This window comes from Streptomyces sp. NPDC056734 (assembly GCF_042790455.1).
Taxonomy (GTDB): domain Bacteria; phylum Actinomycetota; class Actinomycetes; order Streptomycetales; family Streptomycetaceae; genus Streptomyces.
Map to the genome: position 1 here is coordinate 193,248 of NZ_JBHTZD010000018.1, position 17,572 is coordinate 210,819.

General features: G+C 72.1%; 14 protein-coding genes and 1 pseudogene. 9 read left to right on the forward strand and 6 right to left on the reverse strand.

Annotated elements, in window-relative coordinates:
* Positions 1-94: 94 nt before the first annotated feature.
* Complete coding sequence (locus ACFRFC_RS27050; protein ID WP_382688600.1) at positions 95-1,072, reverse strand: DUF4184 family protein; 978 nt, start codon at positions 1,070-1,072, stop codon at positions 95-97.
* A gap of 338 nt (positions 1,073-1,410) precedes the next feature.
* On the opposite strand from ACFRFC_RS27050, the gene ACFRFC_RS27055 reads away from it, so the two are divergent.
* Entirely contained in the window at positions 1,411-3,195 is a 1,785-nt protein-coding gene (locus ACFRFC_RS27055) for a lytic transglycosylase domain-containing protein (protein ID WP_382688597.1), read from the forward strand.
* A 170-nt stretch (positions 3,196-3,365) separates the two neighbouring features.
* Positions 3,366-3,510 (forward strand): annotated as a pseudogene (locus ACFRFC_RS27060) (SPW_0924 family protein).
* Between the two features lie 138 nt (positions 3,511-3,648).
* Here the strand turns inward: ACFRFC_RS27060 and hrpB are convergent.
* Positions 3,649-6,144 (reverse strand): ATP-dependent helicase HrpB, encoded by a 2,496-nt coding sequence (gene hrpB / locus ACFRFC_RS27065; RefSeq protein ID WP_382688594.1) that lies wholly within the window; start codon positions 6,142-6,144, stop codon positions 3,649-3,651.
* Positions 6,145-6,148: 4 nt separating this feature from the next.
* The gene (locus ACFRFC_RS27070; protein WP_382688591.1) at positions 6,149-6,988 is read right to left on the reverse strand and encodes a class I SAM-dependent methyltransferase; all 840 of its coding nucleotides are present in this window, start codon (positions 6,986-6,988) and stop codon (positions 6,149-6,151) included.
* A gap of 412 nt (positions 6,989-7,400) precedes the next feature.
* On the opposite strand from ACFRFC_RS27070, the gene rpsA reads away from it, so the two are divergent.
* Entirely contained in the window at positions 7,401-8,906 is a 1,506-nt protein-coding gene (gene rpsA, locus ACFRFC_RS27075) for a 30S ribosomal protein S1 (protein ID WP_382688588.1), read from the forward strand.
* Positions 8,907-9,032: 126 nt separating this feature from the next.
* Here rpsA and ACFRFC_RS27080 read toward each other — a convergent pair whose 3' ends face one another.
* Positions 9,033-10,016, reverse strand: coding sequence for a right-handed parallel beta-helix repeat-containing protein (locus ACFRFC_RS27080; protein WP_382688585.1), 984 nt, complete (start codon positions 10,014-10,016; stop codon positions 9,033-9,035).
* Positions 10,017-10,329: 313 nt separating this feature from the next.
* Here ACFRFC_RS27080 and ACFRFC_RS27085 point away from each other — a divergent pair, with 313 nt between their 5' ends.
* The 3 genes from ACFRFC_RS27085 (at position 10,330) to ACFRFC_RS27095 (ending at position 12,607) form a co-directional block, all read left to right on the forward strand.
* Complete coding sequence (locus ACFRFC_RS27085) at positions 10,330-11,268, forward strand: PAC2 family protein (RefSeq protein ID WP_382688582.1); 939 nt, start codon at positions 10,330-10,332, stop codon at positions 11,266-11,268.
* Positions 11,269-11,450: 182 nt separating this feature from the next.
* Complete coding sequence (coaE, locus tag ACFRFC_RS27090; RefSeq protein ID WP_382688579.1) at positions 11,451-12,056, forward strand: dephospho-CoA kinase; 606 nt, start codon at positions 11,451-11,453, stop codon at positions 12,054-12,056.
* Positions 12,057-12,226: 170 nt separating this feature from the next.
* Complete coding sequence (locus ACFRFC_RS27095) at positions 12,227-12,607, forward strand: tetratricopeptide repeat protein (RefSeq protein ID WP_382688576.1); 381 nt, start codon at positions 12,227-12,229, stop codon at positions 12,605-12,607.
* A 69-nt stretch (positions 12,608-12,676) separates the two neighbouring features.
* Here ACFRFC_RS27095 and ACFRFC_RS27100 read toward each other — a convergent pair whose 3' ends face one another.
* Positions 12,677-12,943 (reverse strand): DUF6343 family protein, encoded by a 267-nt coding sequence (locus ACFRFC_RS27100; protein ID WP_382688809.1) that lies wholly within the window; start codon positions 12,941-12,943, stop codon positions 12,677-12,679.
* 293 nt (positions 12,944-13,236) lie between these two features.
* Here ACFRFC_RS27100 and ACFRFC_RS27105 point away from each other — a divergent pair, with 293 nt between their 5' ends.
* Positions 13,237-13,920 (forward strand): class I SAM-dependent methyltransferase, encoded by a 684-nt coding sequence (locus tag ACFRFC_RS27105; RefSeq protein ID WP_382688573.1) that lies wholly within the window; start codon positions 13,237-13,239, stop codon positions 13,918-13,920.
* Positions 13,921-14,187: 267 nt separating this feature from the next.
* Positions 14,188-14,625 (forward strand): DoxX family protein, encoded by a 438-nt coding sequence (locus tag ACFRFC_RS27110; protein ID WP_382688570.1) that lies wholly within the window; start codon positions 14,188-14,190, stop codon positions 14,623-14,625.
* Positions 14,626-14,733: 108 nt separating this feature from the next.
* On the opposite strand, the gene ACFRFC_RS27115 is transcribed toward ACFRFC_RS27110, so the two are convergent.
* Positions 14,734-15,273: an RNA-binding S4 domain-containing protein gene (locus ACFRFC_RS27115; RefSeq protein ID WP_382688806.1), complete on the reverse strand. Its 540-nt coding sequence runs from the start codon at positions 15,271-15,273 to the stop codon at positions 14,734-14,736.
* Between the two features lie 717 nt (positions 15,274-15,990).
* On the opposite strand from ACFRFC_RS27115, the gene ACFRFC_RS27120 reads away from it, so the two are divergent.
* Positions 15,991-17,454 carry a M20/M25/M40 family metallo-hydrolase gene (locus ACFRFC_RS27120; protein WP_382688567.1) on the forward strand — a complete coding sequence of 488 codons (1,464 nt, stop codon included), beginning with the start codon at positions 15,991-15,993 and terminating at the stop codon, positions 17,452-17,454.
* The last annotated feature ends 118 nt before the right edge of the window (positions 17,455-17,572 follow it).

The window sequence follows — 17,572 nt, forward strand, 5'->3', positions numbered from 1 at the left end:
CTACAGCCACCCCCAGTAGGCCGCCACGGCCCAGCTATCGCCGTAACCTCGGTCGCCGCCCCACCCTCACTTGCCACCGCACCCCCACCCCCACCTACCGCCCCACCCCCACCTGCCGCTCACCGGCACCACCCCGCTCCCCGCCCAGTGGCGCCGGCCGCCACACCCGGACCGTCACCGCGTACCACACGACCCCCACCAGCAGCCCGGCCCCGCCCCCGAAGCACAGCGTCGGGATCAGCTCGTACGGCTTTGCCACCGAACTCCACTGTTCCCACCAGCGCATCGCCCGCTGCACCGCCGCCAGCACCGTGATCCCCCCGATCACCGCGCACGCCAGCCACCGGTCCCGCCCGGACAGCACAGGAACGCCCGCCGGCCCGCCCGGGGCCAAGCCCTCCGGCCCGCCGCCCGGCACTCCCGACGGCACCACACCCGGCCCCGACGACGATCCCTCGGACGAGGCCACCACCGAGGTCACTGCCCCCGTACCCCCCGCTCCCACGCCCGCCCCCACCCCCCGCCGCAACCCCCGCACCACAAACCACCCGATGACCACCGCCGCCACCGCCGACCCCCCGTACTGCAAGTACCAGTACAGCGGTGACCCGGCGATCTCCTCGCCCAGGACCGGGAACACCCGCATGCCCCACCGGTCGAGATGGGTGAAGGCGTCCCACACCACATGGGTCAGGGAGCCCAGCGCGGCGGACACGTACCACCACAGGGCCGTCGACGGCCGTACCCGCGCGCGGGGCGCCCCGCAGTGCAGCAGGGCGGCCACCCGGTGCTGCCGGGACGGCGGCAGCAGTGCCACGAGCGGCTCACGCACCAGCAGCCACAGGCCGACCAGCGCCCAGGCCACCACCACATCGACGGTGAGCACGCCCCAGAAGGAGTGCGTGACCTCGCCGTACTCCATCGCACCGGACAGCACACTCGCCGCGTAATAGGTCATGTCGGGCGCGAAGGTGCCGGCGATCAGCATGCTCGGGACGAGTCGGCCGCGTCCCGTCCCATCGGTGCGGATCAGGGGCAGAACGGCCGCGGCATGGCTGAGCGTGAACGGCACAACGGACTCCCGGCGTCGGCGGAAAAGGGCTCTTCGTGGCAGACGCTCACCGAGCCGCCCCGGTTCGTTGATCGCTTGCGCTCCTCAGTATCCGCGGCGGCCGTGGAAGCCTGGTCCGCGCGCCCAGGAGACCTGCGTGACCACGGGTGGACAACGGCATATGGCCAAGTGGTGAAAATCGGGCAGGAACGGGTGCCCGTGCAAAGGAAGTTGTCGTAGGGTCACCTGGGTTGACGCGCGGGGGTGAATTTCCGTGCGACGCGGGTGCAATGTCGGGGTCGCATCCGGGGTCGCAGAAACAGGCGGGCGCTGGGGCGTCCATGGGAGGGTTTCCGTACATGGCGGCGCATTTCGGCAGTCGGCTGCGCAAGGGGGCGGCGACCACCGCCGTGGCCGCGTTGGCGGTCGCGGCATTGTCCGCGTCCCAGGCTCCCGGGGTCACCAGCGGTGACCAGGGCAGACAGAGCACCGCCGACTCGCAGGTCTCGTCCGAGGAGAGTGCGGACGACAGCGCGACCGGCAATTCGCCCTACTACACGGACCTGCCGCCGCTGACCACCCCGACCCCCGCGCCGAGTACGACGGCCGACGGCACCGCGGTGGCCACGGGTGACGCGGAGGCGGGCATACCCGCGACCGTTCTCGACGCCTACCAGCAGGCCGCCGCCGAACTGGCCTCCGCCGCTCCCGGCTGCAATCTGCCCTGGGAACTCCTCGCCGCGATCGGCAAGGTGGAGTCCGGCCACGCGAGCGGCGGCAATGTGGACGCCGAGGGCACCACCGTCACCCCCATCCTCGGCCCGGAGCTGGACGGCAACGGCTTCGCGCTCATCCGCGACACCGACAACGGCGAGTTCGACGGCAACGCCAGCTACGACCAGGCCGTCGGCCCCATGCAGTTCATCCCGTCGACCTGGGCCTGGGCGGGCCGCGACGGCAACGGCGACGGCGTCGAGGACCCGAACAACATCTACGACGCCGCCCTCGCCGCCGGCCACTACCTGTGCCGCTTCGGCTGGGACCTGTCCACGTCGACGGATCTGCGGAGCGCGATCCTCAGCTACAACAACTCCACGGAGTACGTCAACACCGTCATGTCCTGGCTGGAGTACTACCGCAAGGGCACCCACGAGGTCCCGGACGGCACCGGCACGCTCCCGGTCAACCGCAGCGACGACGACGACCCCGCCGCCTCGCCGACGCCGCCGCCCACCACCGCCCCGCCCACGACGCCCACGCCACCCCCGGCGACCGGCGGCCCGTCGACCCCGCCGAGCGCCCCGCCCGGCACGACCCCGCCGCCCACCACACCCCCCACGAAGCCGCCCACGACACCACCCACCACGCCGCCCACCACCCCGCCGACCCCGACCGACACGGTCGACCACCTGGAGGACGCGGGGACCGCGGACCTCACGGCGATGGCGGGCGACGCGTTCACCGCCAAGCCCACCGCGCGGGCGGAGACCGAGGCCGGCGAGGCCGTCGCGAAGGTCAGGGTCCGCTTCACCATCCTCGGCGACACCGACGCCACGTTCACCGGCGGCGAACAGGTCGCCGTGGCGGTCACCGACGCCTCCGGCGAGGCGGTCGCACCGGCCCTCCAGGCGGGCGAGCAGACGGGCGACTTCACCGTCCGCGCCACACTCGTCGGCCGTACGATTCCGGGCCTCGACTACACGGCGACCGTCACGGCCCGCGCCGCCGACACCCTCGCCCTCGTCGGGGCACCCGCGCTGACCTGCTTGACGGGCGGTGAGTTCGCCGACGAGATCGAGCTTGCGGCGACGTACGACGACGCCGTCGCGGACGGGGTCGCCGCCACCGCGACCTTCATCACGTCCGCCGACGACCCGGCCACCAACACCGAGGGCCCCTACTTCAAGGACGCGGACGGCAACATCATCCGCACCCTGACCGACCTGACGACGGACGCCGAGGGCCGGCTGAAGCTGCCCGAGATCTACGCGGGCGACACCGCCGGCACCTTCACACTGCGCGTCACCACCACCGGCGGCGCCACCCTGACCCTGGACCTGACGGTGACGGACCCTGCCCCCGAACCGACCCCGACGGCCTCCGAGAGCGCTACGGCCTCCCCGAGCGCCTCCCCGTCGGCCTGACCGACCCGCACCACCACACGAGGGCGCCCCTCCGCCACAACGGACGGGGCGCCCTCGCCGTCCGCCCGGCCCGTCTCGCCGTAAGTCCGCCCTGTTCTCACCTCACGCCCGCGTCCCTACGGTGCCGGATCTGACGGTGTATCAGCTCTGCCGGACGCCGGGAGGCCCGTATGCGTGCCCTGATCGCCGCCGCGACGGGCCGCGCCCTCGCGTTCGCCCTGACCCTCGCGCTGACCGCGATCGGCCCCCGACCGCCCGAAGCCACTGCTCACGACAGTCCCAGCCACCCATGACGGCGCCCCCAGCCCCTCGTAACCGCCTCCCCGACAACCACCCCGGGGGGAGCCCGAGATGCGCCACAGGGCCGGACTGATCCCGCTCGCCCTCGCGCCCTACCCGGAGGCCCGCCCCCCAACAGACCGCCGCACCCCAGCCGGTCAGCACCCGAGCCGGTCAGCGCCTGAGCCGCGCGTTGGTGTGCCGCGTCGGCTCGGCCGCCGCCGGATCCTCGGGCCACGGATGCTTCGGATACCGCCCGCGCAGCTCCGCCCGTACGCCCAGATAGCCGTCCTTCCAGAACGACGCGAGGTCGGCCGTCACCGCCGCCGGACGCCCGGCCGGGGACAGCAGATGCACCAGCAGCGGCACCCCCGCGACGGCCGGTGACTCCTGGAGCCCGAACATCTCCTGGAGCTTCACCGCGAGCACCGGCCGCTCCGGATCCCCGTAGTCGACCCGCACCCGCGACCCGCTCGGCACGGTGATCCGCTCCGGAGCAAGATCATCCAGCCGTGCGGCCTCCCCCGACGCCCACGGCAGCAGCCGCCCGAGCGCCTGCCCGGCATCGATCCGCGCGAGATCCGCCCGCCGCCGCGCCCGGCCCAGCTCCGGCTCCAACCACTCCTCCACGCGCGCGTGCAGCCCGTCATCGGACACATCCGGCCAGGGCTCCCCGAGATGCCGCCGCAAGAACCCCAGCCGCTGCCGCAACCCGACCGCCCCCGCCCCCCACCGCAACAACCCGAACCCCTCCCCGCGCAACCCAGCGAGCAGCGCATCGCGTACGAGACCGGAATCGGCGTCCTTGAGAGGCCGCACCGCCAGTTCGATCGCCCCCAGCCGCTCCACCCGCCGCGCGACGACGTCCCCGTCGGCCCAGCGCACCTCCTCGCCCCGCGTGTACAGCGCCCCCGCCGCCCGCCGCGCGGTCCCCTCGTCCACCTCGGCGGCGAGCCGCACGCGCGCGTGCCCCTTGCCGACGGGACGGTCGGCCAGGGCGATCGCGATCCAGGGAGCGCCGCGCAGGGCGGAACCGGCGGAGAGTTCCGCGCGGGTGCCGGACGCCATGAGATACGCCCCGCCGTCCGCTTTGGCGACCCGCTCCGGGTAGGCGAGGGCGGCGACGACACCCGCGGGATGCGCATCGAAGCGCGCCTCGCCGCTCGGGGCGTCACCGTCCGGCGGGTCGGCGAGGTCGGCCACGACGCCCCGCAGCCGCCGCACCTCCTCGCGCCGGGCACTGCCCACCGCCGCCGCGAGGTCGTCGCCGTGCTCCCGGGGCGCGTCCTCGCCGAGCAGCGCGACCACCTCGACGGCCCGCTCCACCCCGACCGACGGCACTGCGTCCAGCAACGCCCGCCCCAGCCGGGGGTGCACACCCAGCCGGGACAGCCGCACACCCCGGCGGGTCGCCCGCCCGTCGGCATCCACCGCGCCGATGTCCGTCAGCACCTCCCGCGCCGCCGCCATCGCCCCCGCCGGCGGTGGGTCCAGCAGCGCCAGCCCGGAGGCGTCAGGATCGCCCCAGCAGGCCACCTGGAGCGCGAACGCCGTCAGATCGGCCACTTTGATCTCCGGCGCCGGAAAGCGCGGCAGACGCCCGTCCTCGGCCTCCGTCCAGCACCGGTACACCGCCCCCGGCGCCTCCCGCCCGGCCCGCCCCGCCCGCTGCCGCCCGGCCGCCTGCGAGGCCCGTACCGTCGTGAGCGCGCTCAGCCCCCGGGCATGATCCACCCGGGGTTCGCGCGCCAGCCCCGAGTCCACGACCACCCGCACCCCGGGAACCGTCAGCGACGACTCCGCGACCGAGGTGGCCAGCACCACCCGCCGCCGCTCCCCGGGCGCCAGCACGGCGTCCTGCACCGCCGCCGGAGCCCGGCCATGCACCTGGAGCACCTCCACGCCGTCGAGATCCCCGAGCTGCCCCGCCACCCGCGCGATCTCGCCCACGCCCGGCAGAAAACACAGCACGTCCCCGGACCGCTCGGCCAGCGCCCGCCGCACCACCGACGCCACCTGCGCGAGCAGCACCGGATCGACCCGTATCCCGTGCGGCGGGCGGACCGCCCGCGCGGGCGGCGCCCACACCACCTCCACCGGGTGCGAAACCCCCTCGGCCGCCACCACTGGCGCCCCGCCCAGCAGTCGCGCCCAGCCCTGCGCGTCCGTCGTCGCCGACGCCGCCACCAGCCGCAACTCCGGCCGCAGCGCCTGCCGTACGTCCCACAGGAACGCGGCGGCCGTGTCCGCGTCCAGATGCCGCTCATGACACTCGTCCAGGACGACGACATCGACGCCGGGCAGCTCCTGGTCGCGCTGGAGCCGCTGGAGCAGCACACCGGTCGTGACGACCTCCACGCGCGCGTGCCGTCCCACCACCCGCTCCCCGCGCACGGTGTACCCGACGCGGGCCCCGACCTTCTCGCCCAGCAGCCACGCCATCCGGCGGGCCGCCGCGCGGGCGGCGATCCGGCGCGGCTCGGCCACGAGCACCCTGCGCGCAGGCGCTCCGTCGCCGAGCAGCCCGGCGAGCACCAGCGGCACCAGGGTCGTCTTCCCGGTCCCGGGCGGCGCCACCAGGACGGCCGCCCCGGGCCCCGCCAGCGCCTCGGCGAGCGCGGGAAGGGCACTTCGTACGGGAAGGGCGTCCAGCGCGTCGTGACGGATCACGTGCTCAGTCCCGCACACACACGAAGATCGCCGTCCCGGGGATCAGCCGGCCGCGCAGCGGGGACCAGCCGCCCCACTCGGAGGTGTTCCAGGACGGCCACTCCGGCTCCGCCAGGTCCACCAGGCGCAGGCCGGACGCCGCGATGTCGCGGACCCGGTCGCCCAGGGTGCGGTGGTGCTCGACGTACACCGCGCGGCCGTCGTCGTCCTGCTCCACATAAGGAGTGCGGTCGAAGTACGAGGCCGCGACCGTCAGCCCCTCGGGGCCCGGCTCGTCCGGGAAGGCCCAGCGCAGGGGATGGGTCACCGAGAACACGAACCGCCCGCCCGGTCGCAGCACGCGCCGCACCTCCGTGAGCACCCGCACCGGGTCGGCGACGAACGGCAGTGCCCCGTACGCGGAGCACACGAGGTCGAAGGAGCCGTCCGCGAACGGCAGCGCGCCCGCGTCGGCCTCCACCAGCGGGAAGGAGACGCCGATCCGCAGCGCGTGCTGGAGCTGGCGGTGGGACAGGTCCAGGGCGACGGGACGCGCGCCCTGGGCGGCCAGCCAGCGCGAGCACTGGGCCGCGCCGGCGCCGATCTCCAGGATGTCCTTGCCCTTCAGCTCCTGCGCCGGGCCGAGCAGCTCGGCCTCCACCTCGTCCAGACCCTCGGGACCCCAGACGAACCGGTCGTCCCCGAGGAACGTGCCGTGCTCGACCTGGTAGTCGTCCGCGTTACGGTCCCACCAGCTCCGATTGGCGCGGGAACTCTCCGCGGACCCGGCGTCGCGGCGGGTGGCCTCCGGTTCCGGCAACTCCCCGGCCCCCGGCCGCCGGGGCTCCCCGGCGTCTTCCGGCACCGGCTGCGGCTCGGGTGATACGCGCTCTTGGATGATCCGCTCCCTCGTCGTACTCTGCCGTCTCTGCTGTCGTGCCGGCCCCGGGCGGGGGCGGCACCGAAGAGGTTCCGCAGGGCCCGCGTGGCCTCGTAGGACGGTTCTTGTGCCGGGAATGCGGCGATCCGCCCCGGGTGTGCGCCTTCGCGCATTGACCCTGCCCGGCTGCCCCCGTATGCTACAAGTTGCGCTGCGGGCCTGCGCTCCTCAGACGTAGCAGGCTGCGCTCGCATCTGTTGTATGTCCCCTCGGTTGTCGAGGCGCCACCAGTGATTTCGGTGGCGCTTCCTAAGCTGTCCGGCTTCTTCAGAGCGAAACGGGCTCCCGGCGTAGCAGTGCCTACGACTTCAATGTCCGTACCGGAGCCCTTTCCCACATGACGAGCAGCACCGAGACCACCGCCACCACCCCGCAGGTAGCGGTCAACGACATCGGTAACGAGGAAGCTTTCCTCGCCGCGATCGACGAGACGATCAAGTACTTCAACGACGGCGACATCGTCGACGGCGTCATCGTGAAGGTCGACCGGGACGAGGTCCTGCTCGACATCGGTTATAAGACCGAAGGTGTCATCCCGAGCCGTGAGCTTTCGATCAAGCACGACGTCGACCCCAATGAGGTCGTCGCCGTGGGTGACGAGATCGAGGCCCTGGTCCTTCAGAAGGAGGACAAGGAAGGCCGCCTGATCCTCTCGAAGAAGCGCGCCCAGTACGAGCGCGCCTGGGGCACCATCGAGAAGATCAAGGAAGAGGACGGCATCGTCACCGGTACCGTCATCGAGGTCGTCAAGGGTGGTCTCATCCTCGACATCGGCCTCCGTGGCTTCCTGCCGGCCTCCCTCGTCGAGATGCGCCGCGTCCGCGACCTCCAGCCGTACGTCGGCAAGGAGCTCGAGGCGAAGATCATCGAGCTGGACAAGAACCGCAACAACGTGGTCCTGTCCCGCCGCGCCTGGCTGGAGCAGACCCAGTCCGAGGTGCGCCAGACCTTCCTCACCACCCTCCAGAAGGGCCAGGTACGGTCCGGTGTGGTGTCCTCGATCGTCAACTTCGGTGCCTTCGTGGACCTGGGTGGCGTCGATGGTCTGGTCCACGTCTCCGAGCTCTCCTGGAAGCACATCGACCACCCCTCCGAGGTGGTCGAGGTCGGCCAGGAGGTCACCGTCGAGGTCCTCGACGTCGACATGGACCGCGAGCGGGTCTCCCTGTCGCTGAAGGCGACCCAGGAAGACCCGTGGCAGCAGTTCGCCCGCACCCACCAGATCGGCCAGGTCGTGCCCGGCAAGGTCACGAAGCTGGTTCCGTTCGGTGCGTTCGTCCGCGTGGACGAGGGCATCGAGGGTCTGGTCCACATCTCCGAGCTGGCCGAGCGCCACGTGGAGATCCCGGAGCAGGTCGTCCAGGTCAACGACGAGATCTTCGTCAAGGTCATCGACATCGACCTGGAGCGTCGCCGGATCTCGCTGTCCCTGAAGCAGGCCAACGAGTCCTTCGGTTCCGACCCGGCCTCGGTCGAGTTCGACCCGACCCTGTACGGCATGGCCGCGTCGTACGACGACCAGGGCAACTACATCTACCCCGAGGGCTTCGACCCCGAGACCAATGACTGGCTCGAGGGTTACGAGTCCCAGCGTGAGGTGTGGGAGAACCAGTACGCCGAGGCGCAGAGCCGCTTCGAGCAGCACCAGCAGCAGGTCATCAAGTCCCGCGAGGCCGACGCGGCTGCTGCCGCCGAGGGCGGCGACGCGGCGGGTGCGGCTCCGGCCGCGTCCGGCGGTGGCGGCGGTTCGTACTCCTCCGAGGGCCCGGACAACTCCGGCGCGCTGGCCTCGGACGAGGCGCTGGCCGCGCTGCGCGAGAAGCTGGCCGGTGGTCAGAGCTGAGCGCTGCCGCTGAGGCTTAGCCGATAGAGGGGCCGCACCTTTCGAGGTGCGGTCCCTCTGCGTTCTCCGGTGGTGTTTCGGGTGGCCGGTGGGTGGGGGTGTTCGCGCAGTTCCCCGCGCACCTCTCTACGGCGTTACGGGGATGTTGGTCAGGGCGTTGCCGCCGGTCACCGTGTTGGTGCTGTGGACCGTCGTGTTGCACGTGGGGCCGGAGTTGGTGACGTTGATGGCCCATTGCGTCGGGCCGGTGGCGCCGGTGAGTGTCGACCTGTTGCCTCTGAAGATCGTGCCGCAGCCCCAGCCCGGCTGCTGGGTGTGGGTCTGGAAGCCGTCGTTCGTGGTGTTGACGCCGGTGTTGTTCTCGACCAGGACGTTGTTTCCCTTCACATCGACCCAGGAGTCGTCGTAGTTGGCGCCGGTCAGGCCACGGCCGTCGAACGTGTTGCCGACGATCTGGGCGCCCGTGGTGCCCTCCTTGATGTCGATGGCCTCGCCGCCGACATCGGGGCCGATGACGTTGTTCCGGATCTGCACGCGGTCGCTGTTGTCGGTGAGCGTGTTGGCGGTGCCGACGTACACGCCCTCGCCCATGCCCCGGCCGTCGTTCCCGGTGTCGTAGATCCATGAGTTCTTGATCAGGCCGTCGGTGCTGGACTTGCGGAAGTGGACGCCCTCCATGTCGAGGCCGTGGACCGTCACGCCGTCCACGACGACACCCGTGGCGGCGTCGATCATGATGCCCTTCTGGCCGCCGGTCAGGGTCAGCCCGCTGACCGTCCAGTAGGACGCGCCGTTGAGGTGCAGGCCGTTGCCGCCGCCCGCCGTCAGGACGGCCCCCGCGGAGCCGGTGAGGGTGATGCGGGCGCCCGGGGTGGCCGGTGTCGTGGCCTTGAAGTTGCCGGTGTAGGTGCCGTCGGCCAACTGGATCGTGTCGCCCGGAAGGACCGTGATCAGGGCGGACTTGAGCTGGGCGGCGGTGGAGACCTCGATGATCGCCGCGGTGGTGTTCGTGGCAGTGGTGGTGGCCGGGGCGGGGGCGGCCGTGGTGAGCAGGCCGCCGGTGGCGGTGGTGAGGGTGAGCAGGGAGGTGAGCAGCGTGCGAGTGCGCATGGCGGGCCTTCCTGTCGGTGGGGGCGTTCAGGTGGCTCTCGGGGCGGGTGAGCGCTGCGGGGGCTGCGTGGGTGCGCGATGAGCCCCGTATGGGTGGACGCTGTTCATGTACCTGGATTGCGGGTGGGAATGTGAACTTGCGGGTGTTCGGGAAAGTAGGGGCGTGGTGACGGGGCGTCAAGAGGGGCCGGGTGGGAGCCGGGTGGGAATGACGTGGGCGAGGGGTGGGAGTGGGGTGGGAAGGGGGTCAAGGCGGGAATGCCCGTGCCGTGCATCACGTTGTGGAGGGGGAACACGAGGAGGAGCGGTCACAGTGCTTGATCCGCAGGGTTTGTACACGTGGGAGCCGAAGGGCCTGGCCGTCGTCGACATGGCGCTCGCCCAGGAGTCCGCCGGCCTTGTCATGCTCTATCACTTCGACGGATACATCGACGCGGGCGAGACCGGCGACCAGATCGTCGACCGGCTCCTCGACTCGCTGCCCCACCAGGTCGTCGCCCGCTTCGACCACGATCGTCTGGTGGACTACCGCGCCCGCCGCCCGCTGCTGACATTCCGCCGTGACCGGTGGACGGGCTACGAGGAGCCCAGCATCGAGGTCCGGATCGTCCAGGACGCCACCGGGGCGCCCTTCCTGCTGCTGTCCGGCCCCGAGCCCGACGTCGAGTGGGAGCGCTTCGCCGCGGCCGTCCGGCAGGTCGTGGAGCGCCTCGGCGTCCGCCTGGCGGTGAACTTCCACGGCATCCCCATGGGCGTCCCGCACACGCGCCCCGTGGGCCTGACCCCGCACGGCAACCGCGCCGACCTGGTCCCCGGCCATCAGAGCCCCTTCGAGGAGGCCCAGGTCCCCGGCAACGCGGAGTCGCTGCTGGAGTACCGCCTGATGGAGTCCGGTCACGACGTCCTCGGCGTCGCAGCGCACGTACCGCACTACATCGCGCGCTCCCCGTACCCGGACGCGGCCCTGACCGTGCTGGAGGCCATCACCGCCGCGACCGGCCTGGTCCTGCCCGGCATCGCGCACGCGCTGCGCACGGACGCCCACCGTACGCAGACCGAGATCGACCGGCAGATCCAGGAGGGCGACGAGGAGCTGACGGCGCTGGTGCAGGGCCTTGAGCACCAGTACGACGCCGTCGCGGGCGCCGAGACGCGCGGCAACATGCTCGCCGAGCCGGTGGAGATCCCGTCGGCGGACGAGATCGGGCGGGAGTTCGAGCGGTTCCTGGCGGAGCGGGAGGGGGACGGCTGATCCGGTAGCGTCGGCTGTCGGCTGTCGGCTGTCGGCTGTCGGCTGTCGGCTGTCGGCTGTCGGCCGGTGGCGCTGGCCCGTAGCGCCGGTGGCGGGATGGGTGCCGGAGTGTGGCGGCACAGGTGTCGGTTTTCGGTGGGTGTTCCCCGTCTCGGCGGGGGTGGCGAGGTGGAGGCGCGGCCATGCTGTCCGTTGGCCTGACCGGCGGGATCGGCGCCGGAAAGAGCGAGGTGTCGCGGCTGCTCGTGGAGTGCGGGGCGGTGCTGATCGACGCGGACCGTATCGCGCGTGAGGTCGTGGCGCCGGGTACGCCCGGACTCGCGGCCGTGGCCGAGGCGTTCGGGCCGGAAGTGCTCGCCGGGGACGGGAGCCTGGACCGGCCGAAGCTGGGATCCATCGTCTTCGCCGACGCCGGGAAACTGGCCCTGCTGAACTCCATCGTGCACCCGCTGGTGGGCGCGCGGTCGAGAGAGCTGGAGACGGCCGCCGCCGAGGACGCCGTCGTCGTCCACGACGTACCCCTCCTCGCGGAGAACGCGCTGGCCCCGCTGTACGACGTCGTGATCGTCGTCGACGTGGCCCCCGCCACCCAGCTGGACCGGCTGGTACGGCTGCGGGGCATGACGGAGGACGACGCACGCGCGCGGATGGCGGCGCAGGCGACCCGCGAGAAGCGGCTGGAGATCGCGGACATCGTGATCGACAACGATGTGCCGCTGGATGAGCTGCGCGGCCGGGTGCGGGAGGTGTGGGCCGAGCTGGAGCGCCGGGCGCGGCCGGTTCCGTAGATCTTGATCGTCGGCCGGTGGTTGTCGGCCGGTGGTCCTCGATCGGTGTCGTAGGTCGGTGTCGTAGGTCTTTTCCGACCCCGTTGATTTCGGCTCGTCCCGTGGCCCCCGGAGGAATAGCGGCGTCCCTTGCGGGCGTTGAAATCCTCTATCGAGGGAAGGACTCTGCCGTGCCCGAGACCAGCGGATCGACCGGACGTACGCCGGAGACGCATGTCATCGACTTCCGCGCCGCCGAGCAGTTGCTCGCCGCGCGGGATCCGCGGGGTGCGGTGAAGCTGCTGGATCGTGTCATCGCCGCGCACCCCGAGAACACCGCCGCGCGACTGCTGCGTGCGCGGGCCTTCTTCGCCGCCGCGCAACTGCGGCCCGCCGAACTGGAGTTCAACGTCGTCCTGGAACGCGAGCCGGACAACGCGTTCGCCCACTTCGCCCTGGCCCGCACCTATGAACGCCAGGGGCGGCCCGACCAGGCCCGACGCCATTTCCGGCTGGCCGCCGCGCTGGATCCGAACCCGGAGTACGTGAAGGCGGCGCGGTTCGACCTGTGAGCGGCCCGCTGTCTCCGCGAGTCGCGCTCCGTTTCTGGTGAGTCTTGGCGGGCGAGCGTGGTCGATCGGTTACGTACGGTGGTGTCTCGGGGGCTCGTACGGTGGGACGTCGGGGCCGGGCTGGTAGTGCGGGCCCTGGCGGATATGGCGGAGGATCATGGTCATGTCGATGGTGACCACCAGCCACAGGACACCGCACGCGGCGGCCCAGCCTGGGTGACCGGTCAGAATGAAGACGGCCGTCCCGAAGATCGCCCAGAACATCCCCCACACGCTCAGCCAGAAGCGGGCCCGCAGCGCACTGCGCGCCGTCCGCGGTTCGTTGCCCGTACGCATCGGCATCGGGATCACTGCTCCTGTTGGAAACGTACTCTTCGACGGCGGCGTGCGCACATGCTGCCGGAAACCGGCGATCTTTCCGAGGCGCTGTAGGACCTCGCCGCGTTCGCTTCCGTGGGGGCGGGGGCGGGGGCGGGGGCGGGGCCTCAGTGGGACGCTTCGCGCTGACGGGGTGCTCGGGCGGCCCGTGAAGGTTGCTTGTGCGAGGTTGGTTCATTCGTACGAGTGAAGGTGGGCGGGGTGGGAACGGGGGTGCGAGGGCGGGCCGTTGGAGGGGCATGAGGCTGGAAATGCGAGAGGGATACGAAGGCACGGGACCCGGTGCCATCACGCCGGACGGCTGCGCGGTGGAGTTGTACTCGCGGCTGCCGGTGGGCAACGAGCCCGACATCATCACCGCGGCCGTCCCGGCGGGCGCGCGGATCCTGGAACTGGGCAGCGGCGTGGGCCGGATGACCCACCCCTTGCTGGAGCGCGGTTTCACGGTCACGGCGGTGGACGAGTCCCCGGACATGCTCGAACGCGTCCAGGGGGCCCGGACCATATGCGGCCCGATCGAGAGCCTCGCCCTGGACGAGACCTTCGACGTGGTGCTGCTCGCCTCGTTCCTGGTCCACACCGGAGACCCCGAGGTGCGCCGGGGCATGCTGCGGACCTGCGTGCGGCACCTCGCGCCGGGCGGCAGCGTGCTGATCCAGCGCGAGGGGGAGAGCTACCACACCGAGGTGCCCCGCGAGCGCGTCGACCCCCATGGCTTCACCCTCCGGATCGCTTCGTCCGAGCCGCTTGGCGACGGCACGAACTCGGTCCGGGCGGAGTACGAGTTCCCGGACGCCGTCTGGACCCAGACGTTCGTGGTCCGCCCGATGACGCGGGAGGAGTTCGAGGAGACCTTGGCGGAGAGCGGGCTGCGCGTGGACGAGTATCTGACCGAGGATCGGATATGGGTGCGGGCGGTGCCGGTGGAGGGGTAGTGGGCCCGGCCGAAGCGGAATGCCGACCTTGAGTCGGGGAAACCGAGTGGGGCGTGCGATCAGCCGTGAACGCCTCGGTGCCGAAGGCGCCCGGCACCGATGAGTCGCAGGCGCGTCGGGGGTCTACCTCTGTGACGGACGAACGATCCGCTTCACGGACGAACGGACCGCTTCAAGACGAACGGACCGTTTCACATAGGAGATCCGATGCCCAAGTCCCCGGCTGCCACGACTTCCTCTTCTTTCACCGGTTCCACGGCCTCCCCCATGAGCGGCGCCGCTGCGGCGGCCGCCGTCACATCGTCCCCGGCCAAGGGCCGGCGGGCCCGAATCGCGCTGCGGGCGCTCCAGATACTGCTCGCGCTGTTCTACGCGCTCGCCAGCGCCCTGCCCAAGCTGATCGCCCACCCGTCGGCCGTGGATTCCTTCGACGCGATGGGCTGGGGCAGCGCGGGGATGTACACCGTCGGGGCGCTGGAGCTGGCCGGGGCGATAGGACTGGTGATCCCGCTGCTCCAGTCCGCGGCGGCCATGGGGCTGGGCGCGCTGATGGTGGGTGCGTTCGTCGTCCAGCTCACCGAGTTCCACGGGGAGGACGCGGCGACACCTCTCATCCTCCTTGTGCCGCTGGGCCTGATCGCCTGGGCGTGGCGGGGGCGGAATGTGGAGTTGGGGCGGGTGCTCGGGCGGGTGCTGCGGGGGTGATGGGGGTCAGGGGGCAGGGGGGGCAGGAGGTTTCCGGAGGTTTTGGGGTGCGCCGAGGGGCGTGAGCTGGGCCCACTCCTCCTCCGAGCCTGAGTGGCTCGCGTCCGGTCACCGGCCCTGACGGCGATCGGGGTCGCCGAAGTTGGTGCCCTGCTCGCGCAGGGCGCGGAGACGCTCCAGCTCGCGGCGGTCGCGCTTGGTGGGGCGGCCGGTGCCGCGGTCGCGCAGACCGGCGGGGGCGACGGCCTCGCGGGGCGGGGGCGGCGGGCTGTTGTCGATGTAGCACTGGACGGCGACCGGGGCGCCGACGCGCTTGCGGATCAGGCGTTTGACGACCACGACCCGTTCCCGGCCCTCGTGGCGCAGGCGCACCTCGTCGCCGATCCGGACGGAGTGCGCGGGCTTGACGCGCTCTCCGTTGACCCGGACATGGCCTCCCTTGCAGGCGGCGGCGCCGACGGAACGGGTCTTGACCAGGCGCACCGACCAGATCCAGCTGTCGATGCGCACGGTTTCGCCCGTCGCCGGGCGGGCGGCTTCGGCGGCGGCGATGGCGGCGGTGTTCTCCGGGGCGTCGGGCTCGGGGGAGGACGCAGGGCGTCCGTGCGGCTCGGAGCCGTGGCCGGTCGGCTTGGGGTCGTCGCTGATCGGCCTGGGCGCGTCAGCGGTCGGCTCGGCGGTGCTTTGCGTCGGCTCCGTGGCGGTGTCGCGGGCGCGGGCCTGTCCGATTCGGTGGGCGGGGGGTGTCATGTCGGTGGGGCTGGGCTTGGCGGGGCTCTGCGCGGGGCGCTGCTTGGCGTGGCTGGGGGGCCAGTGGTCGCCGTGGTCGCCGTGGTCGTCGGTGCTGTGGGCTTGGGGGGCTGCGTCGTCCCGGTCGCCTTCGGTCATGTCGGTCTGCCGGGACCGTTTCCCCTGCTTGGCCCGCCTGGCCTGCTTGTCCGGCTTGCCGGGCTTGCCGGGCTTGGCGGGCTTGGCGTTCTCGGTCGGGCCGGTCTGCCTGGCCCAACCGGTTTCCTTGGCCCAACCGGCTTCCTGGGCCTGAGCGGCTTCTCTGGTCGGCCGGGCTTCCTCGGTCGGCCCGGTGTCGACGGTGTCGCGACCGTCGTCGTCGCCGTGCTGGGACGTCGGAACTCGCCCGTGACGGGGGCCTCCGGTGGGCCGCTCGGGGCCGGGGACGGTGGTGGGGTCACCGGTCGGGGCCTGAGTGCGGTTCCGAGTGCTCATGGATTCGACCTTAGTCGGGGGAGGGCGGTGCGACGGAGCCCTTTTCCGGGGTGCCGGACACTCCGGCGGTCCACCCCGGATGCGGGGGCGCGGTGGGGAGTCGAGGGTGGTCGAGGGTGCTGGACTGTGGATGGTTCGACGGTGAGTGAGGGAGCCGGCGTGGACGTGGTGGCCAAGGTCGACGGATTGATGGACGGGCTGACGGCCGATCTGGAGCGGCTGGCGGCGATTCCCTCGGTGGCGTTTCCCGGTTTCCCGGCGGGACCGGTGGAGCAGGCGCACGATCTGCTGGTCGGGCTGTTGCGCGATGCCGGGGTGGCGCATGTGGAGCGGATCGACCTGCCCGACACCGCGCCGGTGATCTACGCCGAGATTCCCCCGCCGCATCCGCAGGCGCCGGTCGTGCTGCTGTACTCGCACTATGACGTGCAGCCGCCGGGCGACGAGTCGCTGTGGCTGTCGCCGCCGTTCGAGCCGACAGCCGTGGAGGGCGGGCTCAGGGCCCGGGGGATCGCGGACGACAAGGCGAATGTGATCGCGCACCTGGGGATGCTGCGGGCGTTCGAGGGGCGTCCGCCGGTCGGGGTGAAGATCGTGTTCGAGGGGCAGGAGGAGTACGGCAGCCGGTTCGACGGGTATCCGCCGACCGATCCGGAGCGGTTCGCGTGCGATGCCATGGTGATCGCCGACCTCGGCAACCTCCGGCCGGGTACGCCGACGCTGACGACCGGTCTGCGCGGGGCGGCCGAGGTGGTCGTGGAGGTGCGCACGCTGGCGGAGCCGAGACACAGCGGGGAGTTCGGGGGCGCGGCGCCGGACGCGCTGCTGGTTCTCCTCAAGGCGCTGGCGACCCTGCACGACGTGCATGGGGACGTGGCCGTGGAGGGCTTGCGGAGGCAGGACTGGGAGGGGGCCGGGTACACCGAGGAGGAGTTCCGGGAACGGGCGGGGGTCGTCGACGGGGTGCCGCTCATGGGCAGCGGGAGTCTGGGCGAGCGGCTGTGGAGCGGGCCGGCGATCACCGTGATCGGGCTGGACGCGCCGAGCGTCGATCACGCCGCGTCGGCCGTCGTACCGTACGCGCGCGCGAAACTGAATCTGCGGTTCCATCCGCGCCAGGACCCGCACGAGGCGCAGGCGCTGCTGCTGGAGCATCTGCGACCGCTCCAGCCGTTCGGGGTGCCGTTGACGGTGACGGCCGGTGACACCGGGCCGGGGTACGAGGCGCGGACGGGCGGGCCCGCCCACCGTGCCGCGCGGGAGGCGCTCTCGCAGGCGTGGGGGAGCCAGACGTCGTATGTGGCGACCGGCGGGTCGATTCCGCTGGTCAACGGGTTGGCGCAGGCCGCGCCCGACGCGGAGGTGCTGCTCTTCGGCGCGCAGGACGGCAGCTGCAATCTGCACGCCCCGAACGAACGCGTGCTCTTCTCGGAGCTGCGGAACACGGTCGTGGCGATGTGCGGGTTCGTGGAGCGGTATGCGGGTGGATTCCGCCGGGGTGGGGTGGTGGGGGAGGCCGGATCGGAGGCCCGGGTCAGGCCGTCGGGGCCGTCCGGGCCGTCGGGGGCGTCGAGGGACTCCGGGGCTTCCGGGGCGTCCGGATGACGGTCACCCATGGCGGTGCCGGTGGCGGTAGTCCGGGTGGGAGTGGGAGCGCGAAGGGGAGTGGGGGTGGGGGTGGAGGTGAGCCCGGAGACGGAGACGGTGCCGGGAGCGGAGACGG